At 45.0% G+C, this 22,469-nt stretch carries 17 protein-coding genes; 7 read left to right on the forward strand and 10 right to left on the reverse strand.

From position 1 onward, the window contains the following. Positions 1-116: 116 nt before the first annotated feature. The 7 genes from AC06MN_RS01920 to AC06MN_RS01950 form a co-directional block, all read right to left on the reverse strand. A complete protein-coding gene (locus AC06MN_RS01920; RefSeq protein ID WP_475670661.1) occupies positions 117-374 on the reverse strand; it encodes a hypothetical protein in 258 nt (85 codons plus the stop codon). 215 nt (positions 375-589) lie between these two features. Further along, a complete protein-coding gene (locus tag AC06MN_RS01925) occupies positions 590-1,375 on the reverse strand; it encodes an outer membrane beta-barrel protein (RefSeq protein ID WP_475670662.1) in 786 nt (261 codons plus the stop codon). 113 nt (positions 1,376-1,488) lie between these two features. Beyond that, on the reverse strand, positions 1,489-2,718 hold the full coding sequence (locus tag AC06MN_RS01930) for a C1 family peptidase (RefSeq protein WP_475670663.1): 1,230 nt from the start codon (positions 2,716-2,718) through the stop codon (positions 1,489-1,491). A gap of 201 nt (positions 2,719-2,919) precedes the next feature. Then, a complete protein-coding gene (locus tag AC06MN_RS01935; protein WP_475670664.1) occupies positions 2,920-4,068 on the reverse strand; it encodes a C1 family peptidase in 1,149 nt (382 codons plus the stop codon). Between the two features lie 21 nt (positions 4,069-4,089). Continuing rightward, the gene (locus AC06MN_RS01940) at positions 4,090-6,858 is read right to left on the reverse strand and encodes a C10 family peptidase (RefSeq protein WP_475670665.1); all 2,769 of its coding nucleotides are present in this window, start codon (positions 6,856-6,858) and stop codon (positions 4,090-4,092) included. Between the two features lie 10 nt (positions 6,859-6,868). Further along, entirely contained in the window at positions 6,869-8,203 is a 1,335-nt protein-coding gene (locus tag AC06MN_RS01945; RefSeq protein WP_475670666.1) for a T9SS type A sorting domain-containing protein, read from the reverse strand. Between the two features lie 8 nt (positions 8,204-8,211). Next, positions 8,212-10,986, reverse strand: a complete 2,775-nt coding sequence (locus tag AC06MN_RS01950; protein WP_475670667.1) for a C10 family peptidase — start codon at positions 10,984-10,986, stop codon at positions 8,212-8,214. Positions 10,987-11,125: 139 nt separating this feature from the next. Between AC06MN_RS01950 and AC06MN_RS01955 the strand changes: the two genes are divergently transcribed. Continuing rightward, positions 11,126-11,965 (forward strand): endonuclease/exonuclease/phosphatase family protein, encoded by an 840-nt coding sequence (locus AC06MN_RS01955; RefSeq protein ID WP_475670668.1) that lies wholly within the window; start codon positions 11,126-11,128, stop codon positions 11,963-11,965. A gap of 11 nt (positions 11,966-11,976) precedes the next feature. Here AC06MN_RS01955 and AC06MN_RS01960 read toward each other — a convergent pair whose 3' ends face one another. The 3 genes from AC06MN_RS01960 to AC06MN_RS01970 form a co-directional block, all read right to left on the reverse strand. Beyond that, positions 11,977-13,446 carry a carbon starvation CstA family protein gene (locus AC06MN_RS01960; RefSeq protein WP_475670669.1) on the reverse strand — a complete coding sequence of 490 codons (1,470 nt, stop codon included), beginning with the start codon at positions 13,444-13,446 and terminating at the stop codon, positions 11,977-11,979. A 111-nt stretch (positions 13,447-13,557) separates the two neighbouring features. After that, positions 13,558-14,793 (reverse strand): OmpA family protein, encoded by a 1,236-nt coding sequence (locus AC06MN_RS01965; protein WP_475670670.1) that lies wholly within the window; start codon positions 14,791-14,793, stop codon positions 13,558-13,560. 109 nt (positions 14,794-14,902) lie between these two features. After that, entirely contained in the window at positions 14,903-15,784 is an 882-nt protein-coding gene (locus AC06MN_RS01970) for a nucleoside phosphorylase (protein WP_475670671.1), read from the reverse strand. A gap of 108 nt (positions 15,785-15,892) precedes the next feature. Between AC06MN_RS01970 and AC06MN_RS01975 the strand changes: the two genes are divergently transcribed. The 6 genes from AC06MN_RS01975 (at position 15,893) to AC06MN_RS02000 (ending at position 22,353) form a co-directional block, all read left to right on the forward strand. Continuing rightward, a complete protein-coding gene (locus AC06MN_RS01975) occupies positions 15,893-17,140 on the forward strand; it encodes a competence/damage-inducible protein A (RefSeq protein ID WP_475670672.1) in 1,248 nt (415 codons plus the stop codon). 221 nt (positions 17,141-17,361) lie between these two features. After that, a complete protein-coding gene (gene gldB / locus AC06MN_RS01980) occupies positions 17,362-18,375 on the forward strand; it encodes a gliding motility lipoprotein GldB (RefSeq protein ID WP_475670673.1) in 1,014 nt (337 codons plus the stop codon). Between the two features lie 192 nt (positions 18,376-18,567). Further along, entirely contained in the window at positions 18,568-18,978 is a 411-nt protein-coding gene (locus AC06MN_RS01985) for an LPD3 domain-containing protein (protein ID WP_475670674.1), read from the forward strand. 153 nt (positions 18,979-19,131) lie between these two features. Beyond that, positions 19,132-20,037: a virulence RhuM family protein gene (locus AC06MN_RS01990; RefSeq protein ID WP_475670675.1), complete on the forward strand. Its 906-nt coding sequence runs from the start codon at positions 19,132-19,134 to the stop codon at positions 20,035-20,037. A gap of 25 nt (positions 20,038-20,062) precedes the next feature. Next, positions 20,063-21,595, forward strand: coding sequence for a YifB family Mg chelatase-like AAA ATPase (locus AC06MN_RS01995; protein ID WP_475670676.1), 1,533 nt, complete (start codon positions 20,063-20,065; stop codon positions 21,593-21,595). A 2-nt stretch (positions 21,596-21,597) separates the two neighbouring features. Continuing rightward, the gene (locus AC06MN_RS02000; protein ID WP_475670677.1) at positions 21,598-22,353 is read left to right on the forward strand and encodes a virulence RhuM family protein; all 756 of its coding nucleotides are present in this window, start codon (positions 21,598-21,600) and stop codon (positions 22,351-22,353) included. Positions 22,354-22,469: the final 116 nt, after the last annotated feature.

Below are 22,469 nucleotides of genomic sequence, written 5' to 3' on the forward strand. Positions count from 1 at the left end.
TGGCAATCCGGTTTTCTCCGTATCCCTCTTCATAGTGGAGGCGGATGACTTCCTTGAAGTACTTTTGCTGTTTCTCTGTGTGTAACTGATACATCCTTGACTCTTGTCTTTTTGAGTCAACCTTTTTCAGGGTAAGACAAAGACACTCCAAAGCCATATTCCAACGGCAACAAAAAAATCAACAATATGAATCCGGTGGTTATCAAAATGGCATTTGTGACAGGTTCAAAGAGATATGGCGGCTTCCCTAAATTTGTAAGAATGCGGGGAACTGCTGTTATGGCTATGTAAATCAAAGTAGCCAGGACTGGCATTGTCCATTTGCCCGACAAGGTATCAAGGGCTTGTTGTCTTAATTCTTTTCTTGTAATCATAATCGGATAGTTTGATTGTTAATGACAACAAAGATAAGAAAAAAGATGTAAGTAACACTAAAAAAATAACACGAGACGATGTGAAAGGATAAATCACACATATTCTGTCATTTATGCAATAGCATCATTACAACTCATTATTTAATCATTATTAAAAAAATGAAAAACAGAGACATAAGATATGCCTCTGTTATCATTTTTCCGATTGTCAACACTTATCCCAAATGTATGCCCAAACGGACAACAAGCATTTTTGTCGACAATTGTCTGTATTTAAAGTTCTCCTTTTCACCGACAACCGGAGCCGAAGCTGTGGTTTTCAGTAGTTTTTCGGTAGTTCCTTGAACAAGAGCACTGCCCAAATCGAAATAGCTCACACCAAGAGTGATGGCATCCTTGATTTTAATGCCAACTCCAAACTGAAATGCGAATGCAAACTTTGTAGTATAACGATTTGTGAACGTGTAGTCTGGCTTTAGATCCAAGGTATAATCGAAAGCAGTGATTTTGCAAGGCGTAATGAATCTTGCATTGATACCTGCTCCAGCCTCAACAAAAAAGCCCAAAGTTCTGTTGAAATCCGAACTATAGTTTAAGCCAGCCATAACGGGCAGGTTAAAATACTTCGGATTCTTTACAGTAATCGGAATTCCTTCAATCTCTTCAATGATGTGACCATACTGATCGGTATTGTAATCAACAAAATTCTCTGAACTCAAATCACTTTGCAACTTGTTGTACATTCCATCCACAGTAAACATGAAACCTAAACCGTTGGCTTTAGTGCGATTAATGAACTTGAACCCGACATTGATTCCAGTATTGGCTCCGCCTTGATCATTATTGCTATACAAAACACAGTTATCGGCCTTACTTCCAAAATTACCTTGAGGAAAATTCACTCCTAAATTAAGATAGGTGCTCGACTGAGCGAACATTGAACTGCGACCGATAAACGCAGCCACTAATATTATGATGACGGACAAGGTTTTCTTTTTCATATAAAGATGCTGATATTCAATTGGGCGCAAATATAGAACAAATCCTAACAAAAAGAACGAAAACGCAAAAAAAATGCATTTTCGTTCTTTTTAGAATCATTATAGCTTTGTAATTATTTGATACCGAGTTTCTTGGCAATGTCCTTTGGAAGAGCATCCTTGTGGACAACGATGTTCATGGTCTTGTAACGCACGAAAGCTTTCGAAGCGTACCAAATGCCATTGTAGTTGCCGGCATCGCCCCAGCTGTTCTTCACGAGGAAGTATTCGTTGCCGATTTGGTCCTTAGCGGTACCGTAAATCAACATGCCGTGGTCATCACCAGTCTCGAAGTTGTCGTATGCCATCTGGCGTTCTTTCTGGCTGACCCATTTCTGTGGGGTAGGACCATTCTGAGCTTCTTTTCTGCGGTCGGCTGCCGAAAGGCCTGTCCAGTGAGCCATGTCGCTACCGGTGAGGTCTTTGCCATCTGACTTGAGGTCAGGCAAAACCACAACACCCAGATTCTTGCCACGGAGGAAGCCGCTTTCGCTGACGTCTGAACCCCAGGCAATCGGGTAACCGTTTTCAATGGCGTTGTCCATCACCTGCATGAGTTCGTCGATAGGAAGGTTCCAAGCCTGTCCCCAGCGCCAGTTGTCCTGCACTTCGATGACGAATTTTTCATAGAAAGGATGATGTGTGAAAGAAGTCAGGTTGACGTAGTCGTCCATGTTCAGGCCTGTCGATTCGGCGAAGCTCATAGGCGTGTATTTCTTGCCGTTGTAGGTGAATTCTTCAGGGCATTTGCCAAGATAAGCATCGTAAATGCCGGCAAGGCCTTTCTTCCACAGCGGGTTGCCGTCAGCATCCATCTGGATTTTCTTACCAGTAGCGATAGCCTTGACGTATGGGTCGGTCACGGCTGAAAGTTCGGTGAAGTTCGACAATGAATCGTTGTGCATGGCACCGGCTGGCATTTCTGAATCAGGAATGAGGCCGTAGTGACGGATGGCGTACATGACATCGCCGAATGAACCGCCTTGTGAGAAAGAAACATCACCGTGGGTGCGGACCGAAGCTTCAGCGCGATCCAAATAGGTCTTGTAAACGATGTACATTTCCGAGAAATCGTATTCAGGCTTGCCCATACGGAGCAATTCCGACTCGAAGAATGCTAATGAGGAATAGCACCAGCAAGTGCCAGCCTGGTTCTGGTCCTTAACGGATGTGATAGGGAGTTCCTTCACTGTTGTGAACTTGAAGCCTTCTTCTTCCTTGACTTCCTTTTTTTCATCTGTCTGAGCAAATGCGCTGACGCTGAACATCAGGGCTGCTGCGGTAAAAATGTGTGTGAATTTCATTGTGTTGAATTGTTGATTTGTTTATTGTTGAATTGTTTATTTGTTTCTTATAAATGTAATTTGCAAAGGTAGGAATTTAATGAATAAGATTAAAAAACCTCCAAAATTTGTTAATATACACTTTTTCAGTCACTTAAAATAAAAAAATCACATTTTTATGAGGGACTTTTCTGAAAAAATCACATTTTTATGAGGGATGAATCATAATTTCAGGCTCTTTTTCATGTCCTTCGAGAGTGCATCCTTGTGCAGCGTGAAGAAAATGGTGTGCAGACGGACATATGATTCCGAACAGTACCAGTAACCGTCATAAACCATATCCTTGGTGCCCCAAGAGTTTTTGATTTTGTAATACTTGGTGCCATTCTGGTCCTTGGCGAGGCCGACAACGAGCATCGAATGGTCGTCGCCGACTTCCCAGCTGTCGATGGCTTTCTGGTGGTCTTCAGGGGTGATGGTCTTTTCTGGGACGATTTCTTTCCAAAGGTTTTCTGCATCAAGATCTTCAGGAACGATGCCCAGACCCATCTTGCGCGAAAAACCCTTATCGCTGACATCCTGAGCCCAACCCACAGTGTAACCGTTTTCAAGGGCATAGTCTACGGCGGCCATCATGTCGTCGAGGGTGAGGTTGTAGGCTGGCGTCCAAGTCCAGTTGTCAGGTATTTCGACCATGAAAGGCTTGTTCACTTCCTGATTGGTGTAGGAAGCGATTTCGATGTAGTTGTTCGGGTCGAGCGGATAGGCCTCGGCAAACGATTTTGGCGTGTACTTTTTCCCATCAACGGTGAAAGATTCAGGCACTTCGCCGAGATAAGCATCGAGAATGCCAGGCAAGGCTTTCTTCCAAGCCGGGCTTAAATGGCCGTTGCCATTCTTGATGACGGCACGGGCGTATGAACTGATGACATCGTTCATTTCGCCGTGGTTGTGGCGTTCTTCGCCAATGACTTTGCCCGTATAGTCAGCATCAGGAATCATGCCGTATTTATCAATCATGTAAAGCACATCGCACACTTCGCCACCTTGACTTAAAGTGTTGTTGCCGTGCATGTTGACGAATTTCGAAACTTTTTCAGTCCAAGCATTGCGCACGGTGAACATTTCCGAAAGGTTGAATTCCTTGCCATAAATGCGCAGGATTTCGGCCTCGACAAAGCCCGTACCGGCAAAGCACCAGCAGGTTCCCGAACGGCCTTGGTTGTCGATGGGCGTATGCTTCACATTGACGGTTTCAGTGATTTGATAAACAGGTTCTTCCTTTTCGGCTTCTTTTGCATCCTGAGCAAAAAGTGCCGTGTTGGCGCCAAGCAAAAGGGCGACAGCGGTAAGTTTTGTGAATGTATTCATATTCAATTGATTATTTGTTGTTTACATTTTAATGAATTTTATCGTGGCATTTTCTTTATCGCCATTAATCCTGATGAAATAACTGCCCTTTGGCAGATTGGCAATGCCGATGTTTTCGCCGCCATTCTGAAGGTCTTCCTCCATAACGCACTGCCCCATAAGGTTATAGATTTCAACATGGCTTTGACCTTCGACCTTGACAAAAACATTATCGGCAGCAGGATTCGGATAAACCGAAATCAGGCTTTCGCTATTTTCATTAGTCGTGCCTAAAGTCCAGTCAACGTGGATGGTATTGGACGGACTTGAAACGAGGTTGCCCGAAATACCGATAACATAGTAATCGCAATTCTGCTGATAAGCGACGGTTTCATCTATGTATTCGGTTTCGGTCAAGCCTTCGGCGAGGATTTCGCCATCGCGATAAACCGTGTAGGTTTCTGCTACTAAAGCTTCCTGCCAATTCAGCTTAACTTTCTGTCCTTCAATAGCGTGGCTCAATCTGAATGGAATAATAGTCTTATCGACTTCCATAAAATTGAGCGAAGGCTCGTTTTGTGTCGGAGCGTAGGCCGATTCGCATTGCGTTTCGCTGTAAAAAGCCGTAACGGCATATTGGTAGCGGTCGCAAGGTTGAACTTTAAGATTATCGGAATAATTTGTCGAACTCGTCAGTTTCACACGCTTGAATTCGGTTCCTGGCGAGCGTCTGTAGACCATGTATCCCGTTGGATCCGCACCTTGTGGCGCATCCCAGATAACCTTGACTTTCCCACCAGCCAATTTTTCGTAGCGCAAACCAATAGGCGTATCACATTCGCCTTGCAAAGTCCAGTGACATTCGGCTGACGGCGACGATTCGCCCGCTGCATTGAAAGCCGTGACTTTATAGGTATGGAAAGCACTTGCTGCCTGACTGTCAGTGAAATGGGGTTCCTGCGCAATGCCGTAAAGCAATCCATCGCGATAAATGAAATAACTGGCTGTCTGGCTATTGGAATCCTGCCAACTGAGCAGCACATCATTGCCTTGACGCGAAACACTGAGACTTATCGGCGCATTGCCAATCTCAGGACTCATTGTATTATTAATAAGGTAGAACATACCTTTTGAAAGCTCCGTGGAACTGCCTTCGAAACTTGTCACAACGTTGCCCTGACCGTTTTTCAAAACGAAACCGAGGTTTTCGACCTCTTCGCTTGGCAGATTCCAGCAGAGACTGACGTGGCCAATAGGCATTTCAACGGTTTGCGTTGCCGATGCGGAATTTGCCGTGGCTTGCGCAATTTCGATTCCCGATGAATTGACAAACGAAAGATAGCCGCCATTCCAGCCCTGCGCATCCGGTGCCGACATTTCAACAGTCCAATTGCTGGTTGGGCCTAAATTGATGTTTTCGGCTTCGGCTGGCAAGCCTTTTGCCGAACTGACAACGGCATAAACGGCATAATCGACCATGGTAGGCATATAATGGTCAGTGTATTCCATATTGGCGCCCGGAGCAACATTATTCTCGGTGTAAATCACTTGACCATTGCGTGTTACGACAATCTGGTCGATGGCCGTAAGGTTGTTGTCGTGAATGTTTTTCGATGGATTTTTCCAAGAGAGCGTGGCCGAACATTCCATGTCGCCCAACGAAACGACTTGAAGATTTTCAGGCTGCTTCGGCATGTATTGGTACACATCGGAAGGAACGAAATTGAAGACGGCCGAAGCCCAGCCGGCAAAATCGATTTCATCGACGACAAACCAGCCATCGTTGCTGCCATCCCAACCCCAGTTGAAGTGGAAAAGGTCCTTGTCGTCGTAGCCATCGCAAACGAAAGCATGACCGCCATCGTTGCTGTAGCCTGAATAATAGATAGGCCAATGCAAATCAATGGATTCTTTCAGTTTGTTCTGCCATTGCGTAAGCGAATAATAGTCGCGGTATTCATCATTGGCCTGATTGGAATAGGAAAAATAATGTTTGATGGCATACGGGACATCGCCCGAATAGGCACCGCTTCCATTGGGGCCGAAGCCCATATCGACAGCAACACCGCAATGATACATGAGCAGGGCGACGGCTTCAATCTCTTCATCGGTTGAAGTCCCAATGAGCTGATTCGGCATGTGTTCCCAGTTGTAAGTCGTCTGCCCGAAATTGGCCGACAGCTGTCCGTAGCCGCTATGATAGGAATGGCTTCCCGTGCCTTGCGCCGGATAGTCCCAGTATTTCATCACCTGCGACATAGCCGTTGCCACGCAGCCCGCATAGCAGCGTCCGCCAGGGCCGCCACTTGCTTCAGGAGCATAAAGGTTGTAAGGCGAATCCTGATTCCAAGTGGTCTGAACCAGATAAGAGGCATCACGACCGCCGTTGCGCGAAATGAGGCGACCATCCTTCATCACGGATTGCCATTCGGTTTCGGTGTCATCAAAAAGGACGACATTCGGACTGGTGCGTGCCTCGATAATCTTATCCAGATAGAATTTCGCTTCGGGCGACATGTTTTCGGTTTCAAAAACACGTTCATCGGAATAACCGACAATTGGGCGAAAACGGTCGTCGGCAGAAACGATGACAAAACCGCTGTTGTTGACATTATAGGCATAGAAACAAGTCTCGCCACGTGTTGAAATGCCCGTGTAGACAAGTTTCAGTTCGGCACTTTGCCGTAAATTGAAATTGGCGTTGGCAAAATTGCGGCCAACTTTCTGAGCCGTTTTTTCGTCAACGGGATTGGCGTTTGCCGCATTGAAAGCGAACATTGCCGCCAAAAGGAAAAAGAAGTGCTTTTTCATTTGAAAATGATTATTTGATAACGACTTTTGAGGCTTTTTCACCCACCTTAACGAGATACAAGCCTGATTTTAAATTGATTGTGAAATTATCATCGTGTTTCTGAGCGATCATGCGGCCTGAAACATCATAAACTGCAATGTCGGCAGGTTTTTCAGTTACAACAGAAACCATTCCTTCCACGACCCGGATTTCGGCATCCACCTGATTTTCAGCGACGCTTGCCATATCGGAATAGAAAATCTGGAAATGCGTGTCGAGGCTTGTCGATATGATGTACGACGACAGCAAGCGGTTGTGAATCGGCATTGCCTCACCCAAAACATTCTGGTAATAGGTGAAATTACGCCACAAGGCTTCGACACCCATCATCTTATCGGCTTGATGCTGAAGGTCGAAAGTGTTCTTGTATTCATCGCGAACCGTCCAATCGGTTTCGTTGAAGATGCTTGTCGTCTTAGCGGTCAGATTGCCATTGCTGTCATAATCATATTCCGACTTGTTCTTGAGGCTTATCGGCGTGCCGCCCATGCCGGTTGAATAGTAGGTTTCGCTTGTCAAAAGGCCATTGTCGTAGGCGTATTCGTAGCGGTAGGAATCTCTCCAGCTGCTTCCACCCCACCCCATGCTTCTGACCTGCTCACTGAAAGTGGCAAGCAATCCGTTTTCGTAGCACAGTGTGTCTCTCGACGATTCGCGCCAACTGCCGTTGCGAATGGTTGAATAAAGGCGGAAAACCAATTGATTTTCACCGTTGTAAATATATTCATACTTGCTGTTTTCCGTCCACGTGCCATCACTGTTTCTGTAAGCCATCAGAAGTGACAAAAGGCCGTTGGAATAGGTGTATTCGTTTTTCGATGCGCCCACCCAAGCATCATCGTTCCAATTGGAATATACGATTGAATCCATTTGGTTTTCAACATTGTAAAACGTTTCAACCTTGTAATATTGGCTCCATTCGCCATCTGTCGGTCTGGAATAAAGTTCCTGAACTGGTTTTCCATTCTCATTGTAGGCGAACTCACATCTTTCGGTCGGCAGCCAAGCGTTGTCACGAAGTTCGTATGTGGTTTCGCTTGCCCATTGACCGTTTTCGTTGTAAGTGTAAATGTTTTTCCACTGCGTCCAGTCAAAATCGTTGGCCCCGATGACGCTGTCCAAACGCGCATCAAAATCGGCGGCAAAACGGAAATCGGTGTTTTGGTTTACGAAACGGCCGGGCTTTCTGGCTTCATAATGCCGTCTTTCAGAAGTGTTGCGGAAATACTTGGGCATTCTTCTGTGCTGTGCCGTTACCGAAAAGGCGACACAAATCATTAAAGTAGTGAATATCAGTTTTTTCATGGTATTGCTTAGTTAAGGATGATTTTTTGAATTGAACTTCCGGTTAAGGCATACGCCTTGATGAAATAAACACCGCTTTGCAAGCCCGACAGATTCAGCGTGGCGACATTGTCAGAGGCATTTGATTGCATGATTTCCTGACCCAAAACGTCATAAACAACGACTGAAACCAAGCCATCGGCTTCAACAATAACCTTGCCATGGGTCGGATTCGGGTAAACTTGCAAATCAACGATGCTGTTTTCGCCGACACCCACATTGCCGTGATGGACTTTGTTGGATGCACTTGATTCAACGCCATTCTTCACGCCCGTGACATGGAACGTGAAAGCCGTAATGCTTGCATCGAGCGAAGCCGTGAAGAAATTGTCAGCGATTTCATTAGCAATCTTTTCGCCGTTGCAGTAAACATTGTATGTTTCGGCATTCAAGGCCGGATTCCATTCAAGGAGCATTTCGCCGCCTTGCACCGTTCCCGTCAAATGAGTCGGAATGGCCGTCTTATTGATGACAACATAATTCAGTTTCGGGTCATCGACATTCATGGCCGGAGCCGATTCGGTAGCCGATTCCTGATAGTAGGCCTTAATCTGATAATAGTAGATGTCTCCCTCTTTCAACAAAGTATTGTCGGTGTAAGATGTTGCAGTCTTTCCGACTAACTTAATTCTTTCGTAATCAGAACCGAATGACTTCCTGTAAATAATGTAGCCCGAAAAATCAATGATTTCCGGCGCAACCCAACTGAGTTTCACCTTGCCGTTTTCAAGGACTTCGCCACTGAAATCTTTCGGTGCGGAACATTCGATTATGGCATTGGCGCAGGCTTCGTTTGAGGCATCCGATTCGCCATTGGCCGTGAAAGCGGTGATGTGATAGCAATGGTTTTCAAGGCCTGCGTTGCGGTCGGTGAAGGTGGTGCCGTTGGCGACCATGCTGTAGAGATAATCATCGCGATAAATGTTGTAGCCGAAACCCGGATTGCTGATGCCCGTCCAATTCAGCACGATGTCGGTGCCAACCGTCTCAGCGGTAAGATCTTGTGGCGTTTCATAAATATCGGCAGAAGCACCGCATGAATTGTTTGCGATGAAAAACGTGCCATTCGGCATATCGGCAGAAGCACCATCAAAAGCGAAAATCGTCTTATTTTCGGAATCTTTAATGCTGAATGTCAAATTGATGGAATCGGTCGGTGCCGTCCACACGAATCTGATCAGACCCTGCGACATTTCCACTTCGTAATCGGTGCTTTCGCTACGGTCGGCACTGATTTTCACCAAAAGCAGTCCGGCATTGTTGTAAACCGACAGACATCCATCGTTCCAGTTTTCGGTCGTGGTAATCGTCCAAGGACAAGTCGGGCCGAGATTGACGTTGTTGGCGTATGCTTTCTTGCCATTCAATCCCTGGTTGACAACATAAATTGTATAGTTGACCATCATCGGAACGCCAGCTTCGTCGACGTATGTCATGGCGGCTCCTGGCGTTGGGTTTTCAATCACATCAATGATTTCATCGTCTCTCATAACAACCACCTTTTCAATGCTTTCGATGGCATTTCCTCCAATGGTAAGGCTCGGATTGGTCCATGAAAGCGTGGCCGAAAAACCGTCATCGCCGTTGGCAACGGCTTTGAAATCGCTGACGGCATGCGCAGTGCCTTCAAAAACGTATGCAGGAACGTAATTGAAAATAGCATCTGAATTTCTGTTGAAATCAATCTCATCGATGACGAACCAGCCATCGCTACTGCCGCTCCAGCCCCAGTTGTAGTGAAACAAATCGGCATCGTTGTAACCATCGCACACGAAAGCGTGGCCGCCATCGTCGCTTGAACCGGAATAGTAAACTGGCCAGCCTTGGTCGAAACTGTCTTTCAGCATGTTCTGCCATTCTTCCAAGGAATATCTGTCACGTTTGCGAAGGCGTGCCTTATTGGTATAGCCGAAATTTTTCAGGATGACATCAGGCACATCTTCAGAGTAAGCGCCACTGCCCGAAGCGGAATACATCATGTCGACGGCGACGCCGCAATGATACATGAACCAAGCAATTGGTAAGACGTCTTCGTCGGGCGACATGGGGCCAATAGAAAGCTTCATTTTGTCGAATTCGTATGTAGCTTCACCGAAATTGGCCGAAAGCGTATCGTGGCCATAAATGTAGGTATGGCTTCCCATGCCGTGTTCAGGATAGTTCCAGTATTTCATGACCTGCGACATGGCTGTAGCCACGCAACCTGCGTAGGCACGACCGCCGGAACCGCCAGATGCAAGCGGACAAAATTTATTGTAAGGCGAATCCTGGTTCCATTTGGTCTGCACAAGGTAAGTCGCAGTTTTGCCTTTGTTGAACGAAAGCAGTCTGCCCGTCTCGGCAAACAGCTGCCATTCTACAGCAACTTCAGGGCTTTGAATGTTCTTGCGGACCTGACTGCGGCCTTCGGCGATATTGTCCAAATAATACTTCAACTCGGGCGACATGTTTTCCGTCTCGAAAACGCCCTCATCGGAATAGCCGACAACAGGGCGGTAGCAGTCGTCAGCGGAAATGATGACGAAACCCGATTGACCGACATTGAAAACATAGAAACAGGCTTCGCCGCGCGATGAAACGCCTGTGTAAACAAGTTTTAAATCGTTGTTCTGCCGTATCTTGGCAAAATTCGCATGGACAAATTTCTGTCCGAGCCTTTGTGCCTGACTGATATCGACAGGTTTGGCAATCGCCATTTGGAAGCCAAACAGCAGGCTGAGAAAAAGTAGCAAATATCTTCTCATATAGATTGAATTTTAGATGTTTTCCATTGAGGTCTCAAAAATAGGCAATTATTTGATACGACAGAAAAAAATGGCAGGCAATTATGATAGATTTATGTTCAAAAAAACTAACTTTGCAGTGTTCAAAATTTCAATTGCAATGAAAAAACACATTCTTTTCCTCATCTCAATCGTTCTGCTTTCCATGATGACCGCCTGTGGCGAGAAAGAAGCAACCGTCCGTTACATTTCCTACAACATCCGCAACAGCCGTGCCGATGACGGCGATAATGCCTGGGATTTGCGCAAGCCTGCCACCAAGCAAATGCTTGAAACCGAACAGCCTACCATCTTCGGATTGCAGGAAGCCTATCCCGAACAATTGGCTTACATCGACGAATGTTGCCCACAGTTCAGCCGTGTCGGCGTAGGCCGCGACGATGGCAAGGAGGAAGGTGAATTTATGGCTTTGTACTATCGCAACGACTTGTACGAACCGCTCAACTCAGGCGACTTTTGGCTTTCCGAAACGCCCGACGTACCGACCATGGGCTGGGATGCAGCATGTTACCGCATCGTCACCTGGGCAAAACTGAAAGACGTGAAGACAGAAAAAGCTTTCTATGCCTTCAACACGCATCTCGACCATGTCGGACAAGTGGCAAGGGAACAATCCATACTGCTGATTGTAAATAAAATAAACGAAATTGTAGAAGACGAAACCTTGCCTGTTTTCCTTTCAGGCGACTTCAACAGCGATGTCAGTTCACCGATTTTCGACCCGTTGAAAGCCGTGATGAACGACAGCCGCGCCTTGCTGCCCGCCAAGCAATGGGAAGCATCGTTCAATTATTTCGGCAAGCCATACGATGGCAATCCCGTCATCGACCATATCTTTTACAAGAATGCAGAAATCACGGATTTCCGCACCTTAAATGGCGACTACGGTAAACCCTATATCTCCGACCACTACCCTATCATGGCAGAGTTTGTCTTCTGATTCCCAAAAACTCATTTTCCCATTTCCTCATTGCGCCGAGCGGCTTTCACTTTCCAGATAATGAAAGCCGTTAATGCTGCCACTGTGATGGCGGCACCAATGCCATAGCCAACACTACGAGGAATGAATGAGCCGAAGCCTCCGTCAGCAGCCTTGGCGACAAACAGGAAGCAACCGGTCACCATTGTCATAAACAGGGCTGGAATGATGGTAACGACAAACCAAGGTCTTTTCTTGTTTTGGGCGAAATAAACCGTAATGACCCAAAGCGTTACTGTGGCAAGAACCTGATTTGCCCATGCGAAATAGCGCCAAATAAGTTGGAAGCTGCGGCTATCGGAAATGCTGAATACCAGAATGCCTCCACTGATGAGCAGAATGGGAATAGCTATTATCAAACGATTTTTCAAAGGCTTTTGGTCGTAATTCAGAATATCGGCGACGATGAGTCGTGTCGAGCGCATGGCAGTGTCGCCTGATGTAATAGCAGCGCTAATGACACCCAACACGGTAATGGCTGCAACGATTGGCGTAAACCATGTGTCGGCAATAATGCCTACAATGGCTGCTCCACTTTTTCCACTGACATCGACGGGGCTATCGGGGCCAAAGAAATAGGCAGCAGCAGCAGCCCAAATCAGAGCCACGATGCCTTCGGTAATCATGGCACCATAGAAAATCGGGCGGCCTTGACGCTCATTGGTCATGCAACGCGCCATCAACGGCGACTGTGTAGCATGGAGTCCAGAAATGGCACCGCAAGCTATTGAAATGAACATCATTGGGAAAATCGGATTGTTGGCAGCATCTGGGTGACGGTTTTGCAAGCCGGACCATAATTCAGGAATTTCAGGCTTGTAAATGAAAAAGGCTGCGACAATGGCAACCGCCATGCCGATCAGGAGGAATCCGAATATCGGATAGATTTTACCGATGAGTTTATCAATAGGTAAAAGTGTGGCTATGATATAATAAACAAAAATGACAGCAAGCCAAATGTATGGGCTCCAATTTGGCGTGAAATGCTCGTTCAGCAAGGTCGCCGGTGTATTAACGAAAACCACAACGACCAAAATCATCACCAGCATGGTAAAGACTCGCATTATCTGTCTTACGCCTTCACCAAGATACTTGCCATGAATCTCCGGGAGGCTACAGCCTTTGTCGCGCAAGGAAATCATGCCCGAAAGATAGTCATGAACAGCACCCGCAAAAATGCTGCCCAACACAATCCAAAGAAACGATGCCGTTCCGAATTGTGCGCCCATAATGGCTCCAATGATAGGGCCGACACCTGCTATGTTAAGAAACTGGATAAGGTATATTTTCCAAGGTTTCATGGGAACATAGTCGATTCCATCAGATAATGTAATTGCAGGTGTAGCTTGTTCGGGATGGATATGAAACACTCTTTCAATAATCCTTCCGTAAATAGCATATCCCAAGACGAGGACTGCCAATGCGATGATAAATGTTGTCATTTCTATAAAAGTTTGATTTGCAAAAATAGGGAAAAAAGAGATTCAATATATTTGACAATAAAAAAAGGCTGACATTTGCCAGCCTTTCATATAGATGTGAAGTCTTTTACCTTATTCGTGATACTTGATAAGGTCGATAAGTACACGGCGGTCAAATTCGGTAGGATCAAGTTCCTTAACACCACCGACTGGTTCGAGGATGATGTTTTCCTCTGGGAAGCCCATCTCTAAGAGTTCCATCATGATCTTTCTGCAACGGTTCTCAGAAAGTTTCTGGTTGTATTCAGCGGTAGCGGTAGCACTGTCGCAGGAACCTCTCAGACGAAGTTTGTAACCGTTAGCTTTTGCAACGTTGGCAATTTCTCTCAAGTTGACAAGGTCTCTCTTTGACATCAGCTGATATGAATCGAGGTTGAAGAAGATTGAGAAAGGATAGCTGATAGCTTCAATATTGTCTTGATAGATGACTACAGTGTCTGCCGGTACAACAACAGGGACAGGTGCAGGAACAGCGGCAAGTTCATCTTCGAGATGCTTGATTCTTTCGCGCATTTCCTTCATTTCTCTTTCGTAATTGGAAGGAAGTTCGTAAATTCTGCCACCGATATAGTAGGTGAGACCGAGATCGACTGAATAGTTGAAGTCAGCTCTTCTTGGTCTTGGGTCTTGGCATTCATTATACCATGAATCGATATGCCATTCCTGAGTCGACCAATTCAAATCCAAATTCAAATCAAGATAATCGTTCACTCTAAATCTGTTCAACAAACCGACTTGTGTTGAATATTCGAAATTACGACCTTCGTCATCAATAAGGCTTTTCAAGACAAAGAAATATTCGGAAACGCAGGCGACACCCATACCAGCATACACAATAGGAGTATAGAGTCTCTTTGGATTATAGTAACCTTGGAAGAAATCTATCGGGCTAAACAGAAAATCACCATGCAGATTATGATACATGCCATGAGTTTCATAGTAGCCATTTGCATCTGGACGTGGATTGTCTTCATAAAGGAATTGAAAGTTGCTGGCTCCAGAGTGTCTTCCATTAATGTAACTGTTGAATCCATTAATATCGTATGAAATTCTAACGCCAGCTTTGTGATTGAGCCATTTTCCGACGCTAAAACTGCCACCAAATGCCATTCTGTCCCAATGGACTTTATCGTAATCACCTTGGGGGTGTTTATCAGAACCCTGCCACCAATTCATGGTTCCATTTAGAGTGATAAACCAATTCTGACCAGCTTTTGTGGTCAGGTAACGAACTGAGTCCACATGACCTGCTGCCATTGATACAGAGGCGATTAGGACTGCACACATTGTGATAAATGCTTTCTTCATTTTAACTTTAGTATTTTTTGATTTCTATTAATATTTTCACTAAAAATTGAGGTGCAAAAGTAAGACTTTTTTCTTTACGGAAATCTTATTTTCAAAAAAACTTTAAAAATTATTGGTTTGCAAGTCTTTCCAACGTGTTAGTGATAAGATTTCTGACACTTGGATGGTAATCTGCGGCAAATTTTTCAGTCACCCTGTTGGCGATTACGGCACAAATTGTCAGGCAGTTATGCCCTAACATTTTGCCTAAGCCATACAATGCCGATGATTCCATCTCGAAATTGCAGATGCGCCAATCACCATATTTGAAATTTTCAATTTTCATGTTGTTCTCGGGATAGGCTAATTGCAGACGCAATGTTCGTCCTTGCGGCCCATAAAACCCAGGAGCAGTGGCTGTTATGCCTTGATGATAGCCTTCTCCCAAACGTTCAAACAATTCTTTTGACCCTTCAACGACGTATGGTTTAGGCAAATCTGATGGATAATCAGTCTGTCTGATGAATTCGTCACGAATGGCGGTTTCATTAATCTCCCGGTTTTTCTCATAGAAATAGATTAATCCGTCGAAGCCGAGGGCGTAGCGTGTTGCCACATAACTGTTTTCAACAGGGATGTCGGCTTGCAAGGCTCCCGATGTACCCAACCGGATAAGATTTAATGTGCGGTGATTTCCTTTCGGCATTCTCGTTTTCAGGTCGATGTTGGCCAAAGCATCCAATTCATTGATTACGATGTCAAGATTATCAGTGCCCATGCCTGTCGATAAAACAGTGATTCTCTTGCCGTTGAAATAGCCAGTGCGCGTAAAAAGTTCTCGGTTTTGGCGTTTCACTTCGATTTTGTCGAAAAACTCGGCCACCATGTCGGCGCGGGCCGGATCACCAACTAAAATGATGTCGTCGGCAATCTGGTCGGGATGCAGGTTGAGGTGATATATCGCTCCTTCTTCGTTCAGAATGAGTTGTGATGTGGGAATTGGTTGATGCATATTAATTTAAGGTGTTTGTCTTTGCAAAAGTAGTGTTTTTTTCAAAATGAATGGATATTTCTGTCTCCAATGAGATAAATAGCGTACTTTTGCCGAAATTGTTCAAATATGAAGGAAGTAATTGTAAAAAATATATCAATCGGTGATGAATTGCTGATTGGTCAAGTGATTAATACGAATGCAGCTTGGCTTGGTGAGCATTTGTCGGAGGCAGGCTATAACCTTAAATCAGTGCTTTCGGTAAGCGATTCCGAAAAAGCCATTCTGGATGCGTTTGAAAACTGCATGGATGCTGATTTAGTGCTGGTTACTGGCGGTTTGGGACCAACTGCTGATGACATTACGAAACCAACCGTATGCAAGTTTTTCGGGACGGAACTTGTTTTCAATCAAGAGGCATACGATAATTTGGTTTCCATTTTCAACCGCCGTGGATTCACCATGTCGGAGCGAAACCGTGGGCAGGCACTTTTGCCGAAATCATGTACCTATATTCAGAATAGTTACGGCACGGCACCTTGCATGTGGTTGGAGAAAAACGGTGTCGTCTTTGTGTTTATGCCAGGTGTGCCGTTTGAGATGAAAGGCATTTTCAACGATGAACTGCTGCCACGATTCAAGCATCGTTTCAAATCAATTCCATACGAAAAGCGGGTGATTATGACGACGGGCATCGGTGAATCGTTTTTGGCCGACAAAATCAAGGATTGGGAAGAGAATTTGCCTGATTTTCTATCGCTTGCCTATCTGCCGCAATATGGACTGGTGCGTTTGCGCCTGAGTGGAAGACATGAAAATGCCGATTTTCTGCACGAGACTTTGGATAGGGAAACTGAAAAGCTCTCAGCATTGATTCATGAAAATGTCTTTGCCATGGATGATGTGCCGATTGAAAACGTCGTTTTTCACCTATTAATTAATAAAGGCGCGACTTTTGCCACGGCTGAGAGTTGTACGGGCGGCAATATGGCGCATCGCATCACGATGATTCCTGGCAGCTCGGATGTTTTCAAAGGCACGGCGGTGACCTACGCTACCGAATCGAAAACCAATGTTTTAGGCGTACCGAAACAAGTGATTGATGAGTTTGGCGTTGTCAGTCAGCAGGTTGTCGAGGCAATGGCCGAAGGCGTCAGGAAGGTTTATGACGCTGATTACGGCTTGGCTTCAACGGGTGTGGCAGGACCTGGCGGTGGCACGGAAGAAAACCCCGTCGGAACGGTTTGGTTGGGCGTGGCTACGCCTGATGGCGTGATTTCGAAACGTTTCAATTTCGGCAACTCGCGTGAAAACGTGATTGAACGCGCAACCGTGATGGCTTACGAAATGCTGAGAAATGAGTTAGTTAGGAGTTAGGAATTAGGAGTTAGGAGGAGTTGGGACGATAAGACAATTTGACATTTGGACTTTTAGACATTTGGACTTTTAGACCTTTGGACAATTTGACATTTGGACTTTTGGACATTTGGACTTTTGGACATTTAGACTTTTTGAACAATTTTGAACTATTTATCGACTGAAGACTGAGAACCGAAAACTGAAAGCCATTACTTTTCGAACAACATTATTAGGATTCTATGAGACATATAAACAGTTTATTGATAGCGGTTTGCATAATGATTTGCGCCGTCAGTTGTAAAAACAACGAACCCGATTACAAGAAAAAACTGGATGTAAAGACTGCATCGGTTACCGATTTGACATTTAGTCGTTATGAAGATGTGCTGTTCCATCTGGACACGGCTGATTTTCAGGCTGAACTGATGCGTATTCAGAGCGATTATCTCCCATTCCTTGGAGGTGATTTGACTAACCCGAATGCGGTACAATACTTGAAGGATTTTGCCACGGACGAATACATGAACATTCTTTACGAAAAGGTGAAGACCGCTTTCCCAAACTTGGATTATGTCGAAAAAACCGTGGAAGACGTTTATGCGCATTTCAATTATTATTATCCTGAAATTCAATTGCCTAAAAAGGTATTTACTTGTGTTACGGGTGTAAATTCCGAAACACCGGCAGTCATGGTTTCTGATGACAATCTGATTATTTCGCTGGATTGGTATCTCAATCGTGACGAGGTTTATGACCAGATTGGAATGCCGCGTTACATTTCGGAACGCACGGTGAAGGAAACGTTGGCAAAGGATGTTGCAATGGAACTTTATATGGCCTATATTTACGAGTGGCGCAAGCAGACCAACCTTTCCGACGAGATGGTGAATGCAGGAAAAATCAAGTATTTCATCGAAGCAATGGCGCCCGAATTGCCCGATCACATTTTACTTGGCTATTCCGAGGAACAAATGAAATGGGCTGATGAGAATGAGGGCGGAGTGTGGGCTGACATTGTAGGCAATCAACGGTTGTTCTCAACAGGTCTGGACATGCACATGACTTTCCTAGCCGACGGACCTTTCACGCAGGAATACAGCAACGAGGCGCCGGCAAGACTGGGTGAGTTTTTCGGTCTGCACATCGTGCGTTCCTACATGGCGAATAACGAAATCACCCTGCAGCAACTGATGAAGAACAACGATCTCCAAGGCATATTCCAAAGCTCCAACTTTAAGCCGAAGAAAAACTGATTTTTCTTGATTATCGGATAAAATCACCTTTGACAACTGTGTCAGAGGTGATTTTTTTATTTTATTGTAAATCAACAATAAAAACGACAGCAAACGACAACAAATGCTTACAGTCGACTACAAACGTTTGTTGTCGGCTTTTTTCTTGACAGATGTTGCACTTTTGTAGCGGAAATTATCAAAAGGCAGTAAATGATGAAAAGGTCAGGGAAATATAGGCAAACAATAATCCCATCTGTTGATACGCCAAAAGAATGGAATCAGGTTAAGTTGCAGCAATTAAGAAAAATCATTCTTGATTTGATAAGGAAAGAATATGCTGGAAGAATAATCACAAACATTGATACTGAATTGCCAATTCGAGTTTCGGTAACATCAGCAAGAAAAACAGCCTTAGGAGAGGCCATTTATTTCAAGAAAGCTGCGGCTGTCCTTATTCTGCCCGACATTATCAAATATGCCCGATACAATAATTGGGGTGATGCAAAGCAAAGTGATGGGCCAAACATTCTTGGATATCTCAATTTTAAATGTAAATGTTTGATTGATGGGAAGAAGGAATGTGTTAGGATGGCAGTTCAGTTTCAAAAAGGCGGGAAATAATATTATAATATTGAGGTAAACAAAAAGCCCACACCTGAAAGGAGCAATGCTTAACCTTATCCGCAGTGTGGACTTTCGTATTACTGGGTGCAAAAATAGTATTTTTTATTAAAACAAGGACTTGCTTTGAAATTTTTTAAAATCGAATATGGAATGGAAACGAAAAAGGAAAACGAAATAGTGCTTTATCAACCGAATGAAACGATTCGGTTGGAAGTGAGAGTTTATGAAGAATCGGTTTGGCTAACTCAAGCCCAAATGGCTGTATTGTTTGGAACTACGACGCAAAACATCACGTTGCACATTCGGAACATCTATAAAGAATGCGAGTTACAGCAATTTTCAACTTGTAAGGATTTCTTACAAGTTCGGGATGAAGGGGGAAGAATTGTCCGTCGTAATCAAAAATTATATAATCTCGATGTCATCATCTCTGTTGGCTATAGGGTGAAAAGTTTACAAGGTACATATTTCCGGCAATGGGCAAATGCCGTTCTAAAAGATTACTTATTACGAGGATATGCATTCCGTGAGCAATTGCAAACCGTTCAAATGGAGATTGACACACGATTTGACGAGCAAAGCAAACGGATGTTTCTGCTGGAAGAGAAAGTGAACTCGCATCAGGAAAAGATTGATTTTTTCATTCGCACGAATCAACCGCCTGTTGAAGGAGTTCTGTTTGAAGGTCAGGTGCTTGGCGCGAGATTGTTTGCTGAAAACCTAATAAAAACGGCACAAAAAGAGATCGTTTTGATAGACAATTACATTGATGCAAAGACATTTGACATTCTTGAAACAAGAAATCAAGGCGTTATGGCAAGCATTTATGTGGAGAAAATCAGCCGCGTTTTGACCGATTTGCAAAATTTGGCGTTTTCCCAATACGGCAGAACGGTAGAATTGCACGTTTCAAGAACCAAGGTTCACGACCGTTTCCTTATCATTGATGGGCAAGTCTATCATCTTGGTGCTTCGCTGAAAGACCTTGGAATGAAATTGTTTGCATTCAGCAAAATGAGCGTTCCTGAAGAAATAATTATGAGTCATTTGAAATAAATAAATCCTTAAATCCCACAATATCATGTTAGTAAAAACCATTGGATGTGCCTTGTTTGGCATTGATGCGATTTCAGTCACAATAGAAGTGAACATTGACAAAGGAATACAGTTTTTCCTTGTCGGACTGCCCGATAGCGCGGTGAAAGAAAGCCACCAACGTATTGAAGCGGCGCTTACGAACCTCGGATTCAGTTATCCGCGAAAGAAAATCACGATTAATATGGCACCTGCCGACATCCGCAAGGAAGGCTCGGCCTACGACTTGCCGATTGCCATCGGCATCTTGGCTGCTTCGGGGCAGGTGGAGACGGAACACCTTGAACAATACATCATTATGGGCGAATTGTCGCTCGATGGTACTCTGAACCCGATAAAGGGTGCATTGCCCATTGCCATCAAGGCACAACAGGAAGGTTTCAAAGGCGTCATCATTCCAAAAGAGAACGCCAAAGAGGCCGCAGTCGTCAACGATATTGATGTGATTGGCGTGGAAAACCTTACCGAGGTGGTCGATTTCCTGAACGGAAACAACAATATCCAGCCAGTGAAAATCTCCCCAGAAGATGTTGAAAAGCAGGAGTTTTATGAATTTGATTTCTGTGATGTGAAAGGTCAGGAGAACATCAAGCGGGCTTTGGAGATTGCTGCTGCTGGCGGCCACAATGTCATCCTGATAGGCCCTCCCGGAAGCGGCAAGACCATGTTGGCCAAGCGGATGCCGAGCATCCTGCCGCCTTTGACGATGGCTGAAGCCTTGGAAACGACCAAAATCCATTCCGTTGCCGGATTGATGGGCAGCAACACCTCTTTATTAATGACGCGTCCGTTCCGCAGTCCGCATCATACGATTAGTGATGCCGGCTTGGTCGGCGGCGGCACTTATCCGCAGCCTGGAGAGATCTCTTTGGCGCATAATGGTGTTCTCTTTCTCGATGAGCTCCCCGAATTCAAAAGACAAGTCCTTGAGGTTATGAGGCAACCAATGGAGGACAGGATCGTGACGATTTCCCGTGCCAAGATTTCCCTTGATTTCCCCGCCAATTTCATGCTGATTGCTGCCATGAATCCTTGTCCGTGTGGCTATTACAACCATCCTGAAAAGCCATGCACGTGTCCTCCGGGTGCGGTGCAGAAATATCTGAATAAGATTTCCGGCCCGCTGATGGACAGAATCGACCTGCATGTGGAAGTCACGCCTGTGCCTTACAAGGATTTGACCGAAAAGCGCACGGGCGAGTCGAGTGCCGAGGTGCGCAAGCGCGTGATTGCCGCACGGAAAATTCAGGAGCAACGCTATGCCGATTTCCCGACCATTCATGCCAATGCGCAGATGAATTCACAACTTATCCAGAAGTATTGCGACTTGGACGACACCTGCCGCAACATGCTGAAAAATGCCATGAACAAGATGGGACTTTCGGCACGTGCGCACGATAGAATCCTAAAGGTTTCCCGCACCATCGCCGACCTCGACGGCAGCGAAAACATTCAGCCGGGGCATTTAGCCGAAGCTATCAATTACAGGAGTCTGGATAGAGACAGCTGGGGGAGGTAGAAATGGAGCAGAAAAGCGAAATCATTGTTTATCAGCCGAATGATATGCTGAATTTGGAAGTGCGTGTCGAGAACGATTCGGTATGGCTGACACAAAGCCAGATGTCGGAACTGTTTCAAAGAGATAGGTCTGTCATTACTAAACATATTAACAATGTGTTTAAGGAAAAAGAATTAGACGAAGGAAGGAATGTGCAATTTTTGCACATTGCAAATTCAGACAAGCCAATAAAGTTATTCAGTTTAAATGTGATCATTTCCGTCGGTTATCGGGTCAAGTCGAACCGTGGCACTCAATTCCGTATCTGGGCAAATCAGATCTTGAAGGATTATCTCTTGCGGGGATACGCCATTAACACAAGGCTGGAGGCTTTTGAGCAACGTGTTGATAAGGAACTGTTCGTTCATGAGCAGAGAATTCGGAAAAACGAAGAACAAATAGGATTCTTCATCCGTTCCGCATTGCCGCCTGTTGAAAGCGTCTTCTGTGATGGACAGATTTTCGATGCGTATGTATTTGCCAGCCAACTTGTGAAATCGGCAAAATCACGGGTCGTTCTGATTGACAATTACATTGATGAATCTGTGTTGCTATTGCTGTCGAAACGGAATGAAAACGTTGCGGCGACAATCATCACAAGACAGGCTGGGTTAATGCTCAAGCAGGATTTGGCAAAGCATAACGCTCAATATCTCACGATTGACGTGAAAGTGACGGATAGAGTTCACGACAGATTCCTAGTACTTTGTAATATCTAAATATTGCATAAAACAAAGAATAATCGTATCTTTGCCGCGTCACATACAACACGATACGATTATGCCTATCCAGAAGTACGAGGTAAGTCTGTCTGCAACGGAGCGCAAGCAACTTA

The organism is Candidatus Limimorpha sp., from assembly GCF_056203535.1.

Bases quoted from the DNA above. Each gene is read 5' to 3' on its own strand.
- AC06MN_RS02000 (WP_475670677.1), top strand. From the start codon at position 21,598: ATGGAGCAGAAAAGCGAAATCATTGTTTATCAGCCGAATGATATGCTG.
- AC06MN_RS01970 (WP_475670671.1), bottom strand. From the start codon at position 15,784: ATGCATCAACCAATTCCCACATCACAACTCATTCTGAACGAAGAAGGA.
- AC06MN_RS01920 (WP_475670661.1), bottom strand. From the start codon at position 374: ATGATTACAAGAAAAGAATTAAGACAACAAGCCCTTGATACCTTGTCG.
- AC06MN_RS01925 (WP_475670662.1), bottom strand. From the start codon at position 1,375: ATGAAAAAGAAAACCTTGTCCGTCATCATAATATTAGTGGCTGCGTTT.
- AC06MN_RS01945 (WP_475670666.1), bottom strand. From the start codon at position 8,203: ATGAAAAAACTGATATTCACTACTTTAATGATTTGTGTCGCCTTTTCG.
- gldB (WP_475670673.1), top strand. From the start codon at position 17,362: ATGAGACATATAAACAGTTTATTGATAGCGGTTTGCATAATGATTTGC.
- AC06MN_RS01950 (WP_475670667.1), bottom strand. From the start codon at position 10,986: ATGAGAAGATATTTGCTACTTTTTCTCAGCCTGCTGTTTGGCTTCCAA.
- AC06MN_RS01930 (WP_475670663.1), bottom strand. From the start codon at position 2,718: ATGAAATTCACACACATTTTTACCGCAGCAGCCCTGATGTTCAGCGTC.
- AC06MN_RS01960 (WP_475670669.1), bottom strand. From the start codon at position 13,446: ATGACAACATTTATCATCGCATTGGCAGTCCTCGTCTTGGGATATGCT.
- AC06MN_RS01935 (WP_475670664.1), bottom strand. From the start codon at position 4,068: ATGAATACATTCACAAAACTTACCGCTGTCGCCCTTTTGCTTGGCGCC.
- AC06MN_RS01985 (WP_475670674.1), top strand. From the start codon at position 18,568: ATGATGAAAAGGTCAGGGAAATATAGGCAAACAATAATCCCATCTGTT.
- AC06MN_RS01990 (WP_475670675.1), top strand. From the start codon at position 19,132: ATGGAAACGAAAAAGGAAAACGAAATAGTGCTTTATCAACCGAATGAA.
- AC06MN_RS01955 (WP_475670668.1), top strand. From the start codon at position 11,126: ATGAAAAAACACATTCTTTTCCTCATCTCAATCGTTCTGCTTTCCATG.
- AC06MN_RS01940 (WP_475670665.1), bottom strand. From the start codon at position 6,858: ATGAAAAAGCACTTCTTTTTCCTTTTGGCGGCAATGTTCGCTTTCAAT.
- AC06MN_RS01995 (WP_475670676.1), top strand. From the start codon at position 20,063: ATGTTAGTAAAAACCATTGGATGTGCCTTGTTTGGCATTGATGCGATT.
- AC06MN_RS01975 (WP_475670672.1), top strand. From the start codon at position 15,893: ATGAAGGAAGTAATTGTAAAAAATATATCAATCGGTGATGAATTGCTG.
- AC06MN_RS01965 (WP_475670670.1), bottom strand. From the start codon at position 14,793: ATGAAGAAAGCATTTATCACAATGTGTGCAGTCCTAATCGCCTCTGTA.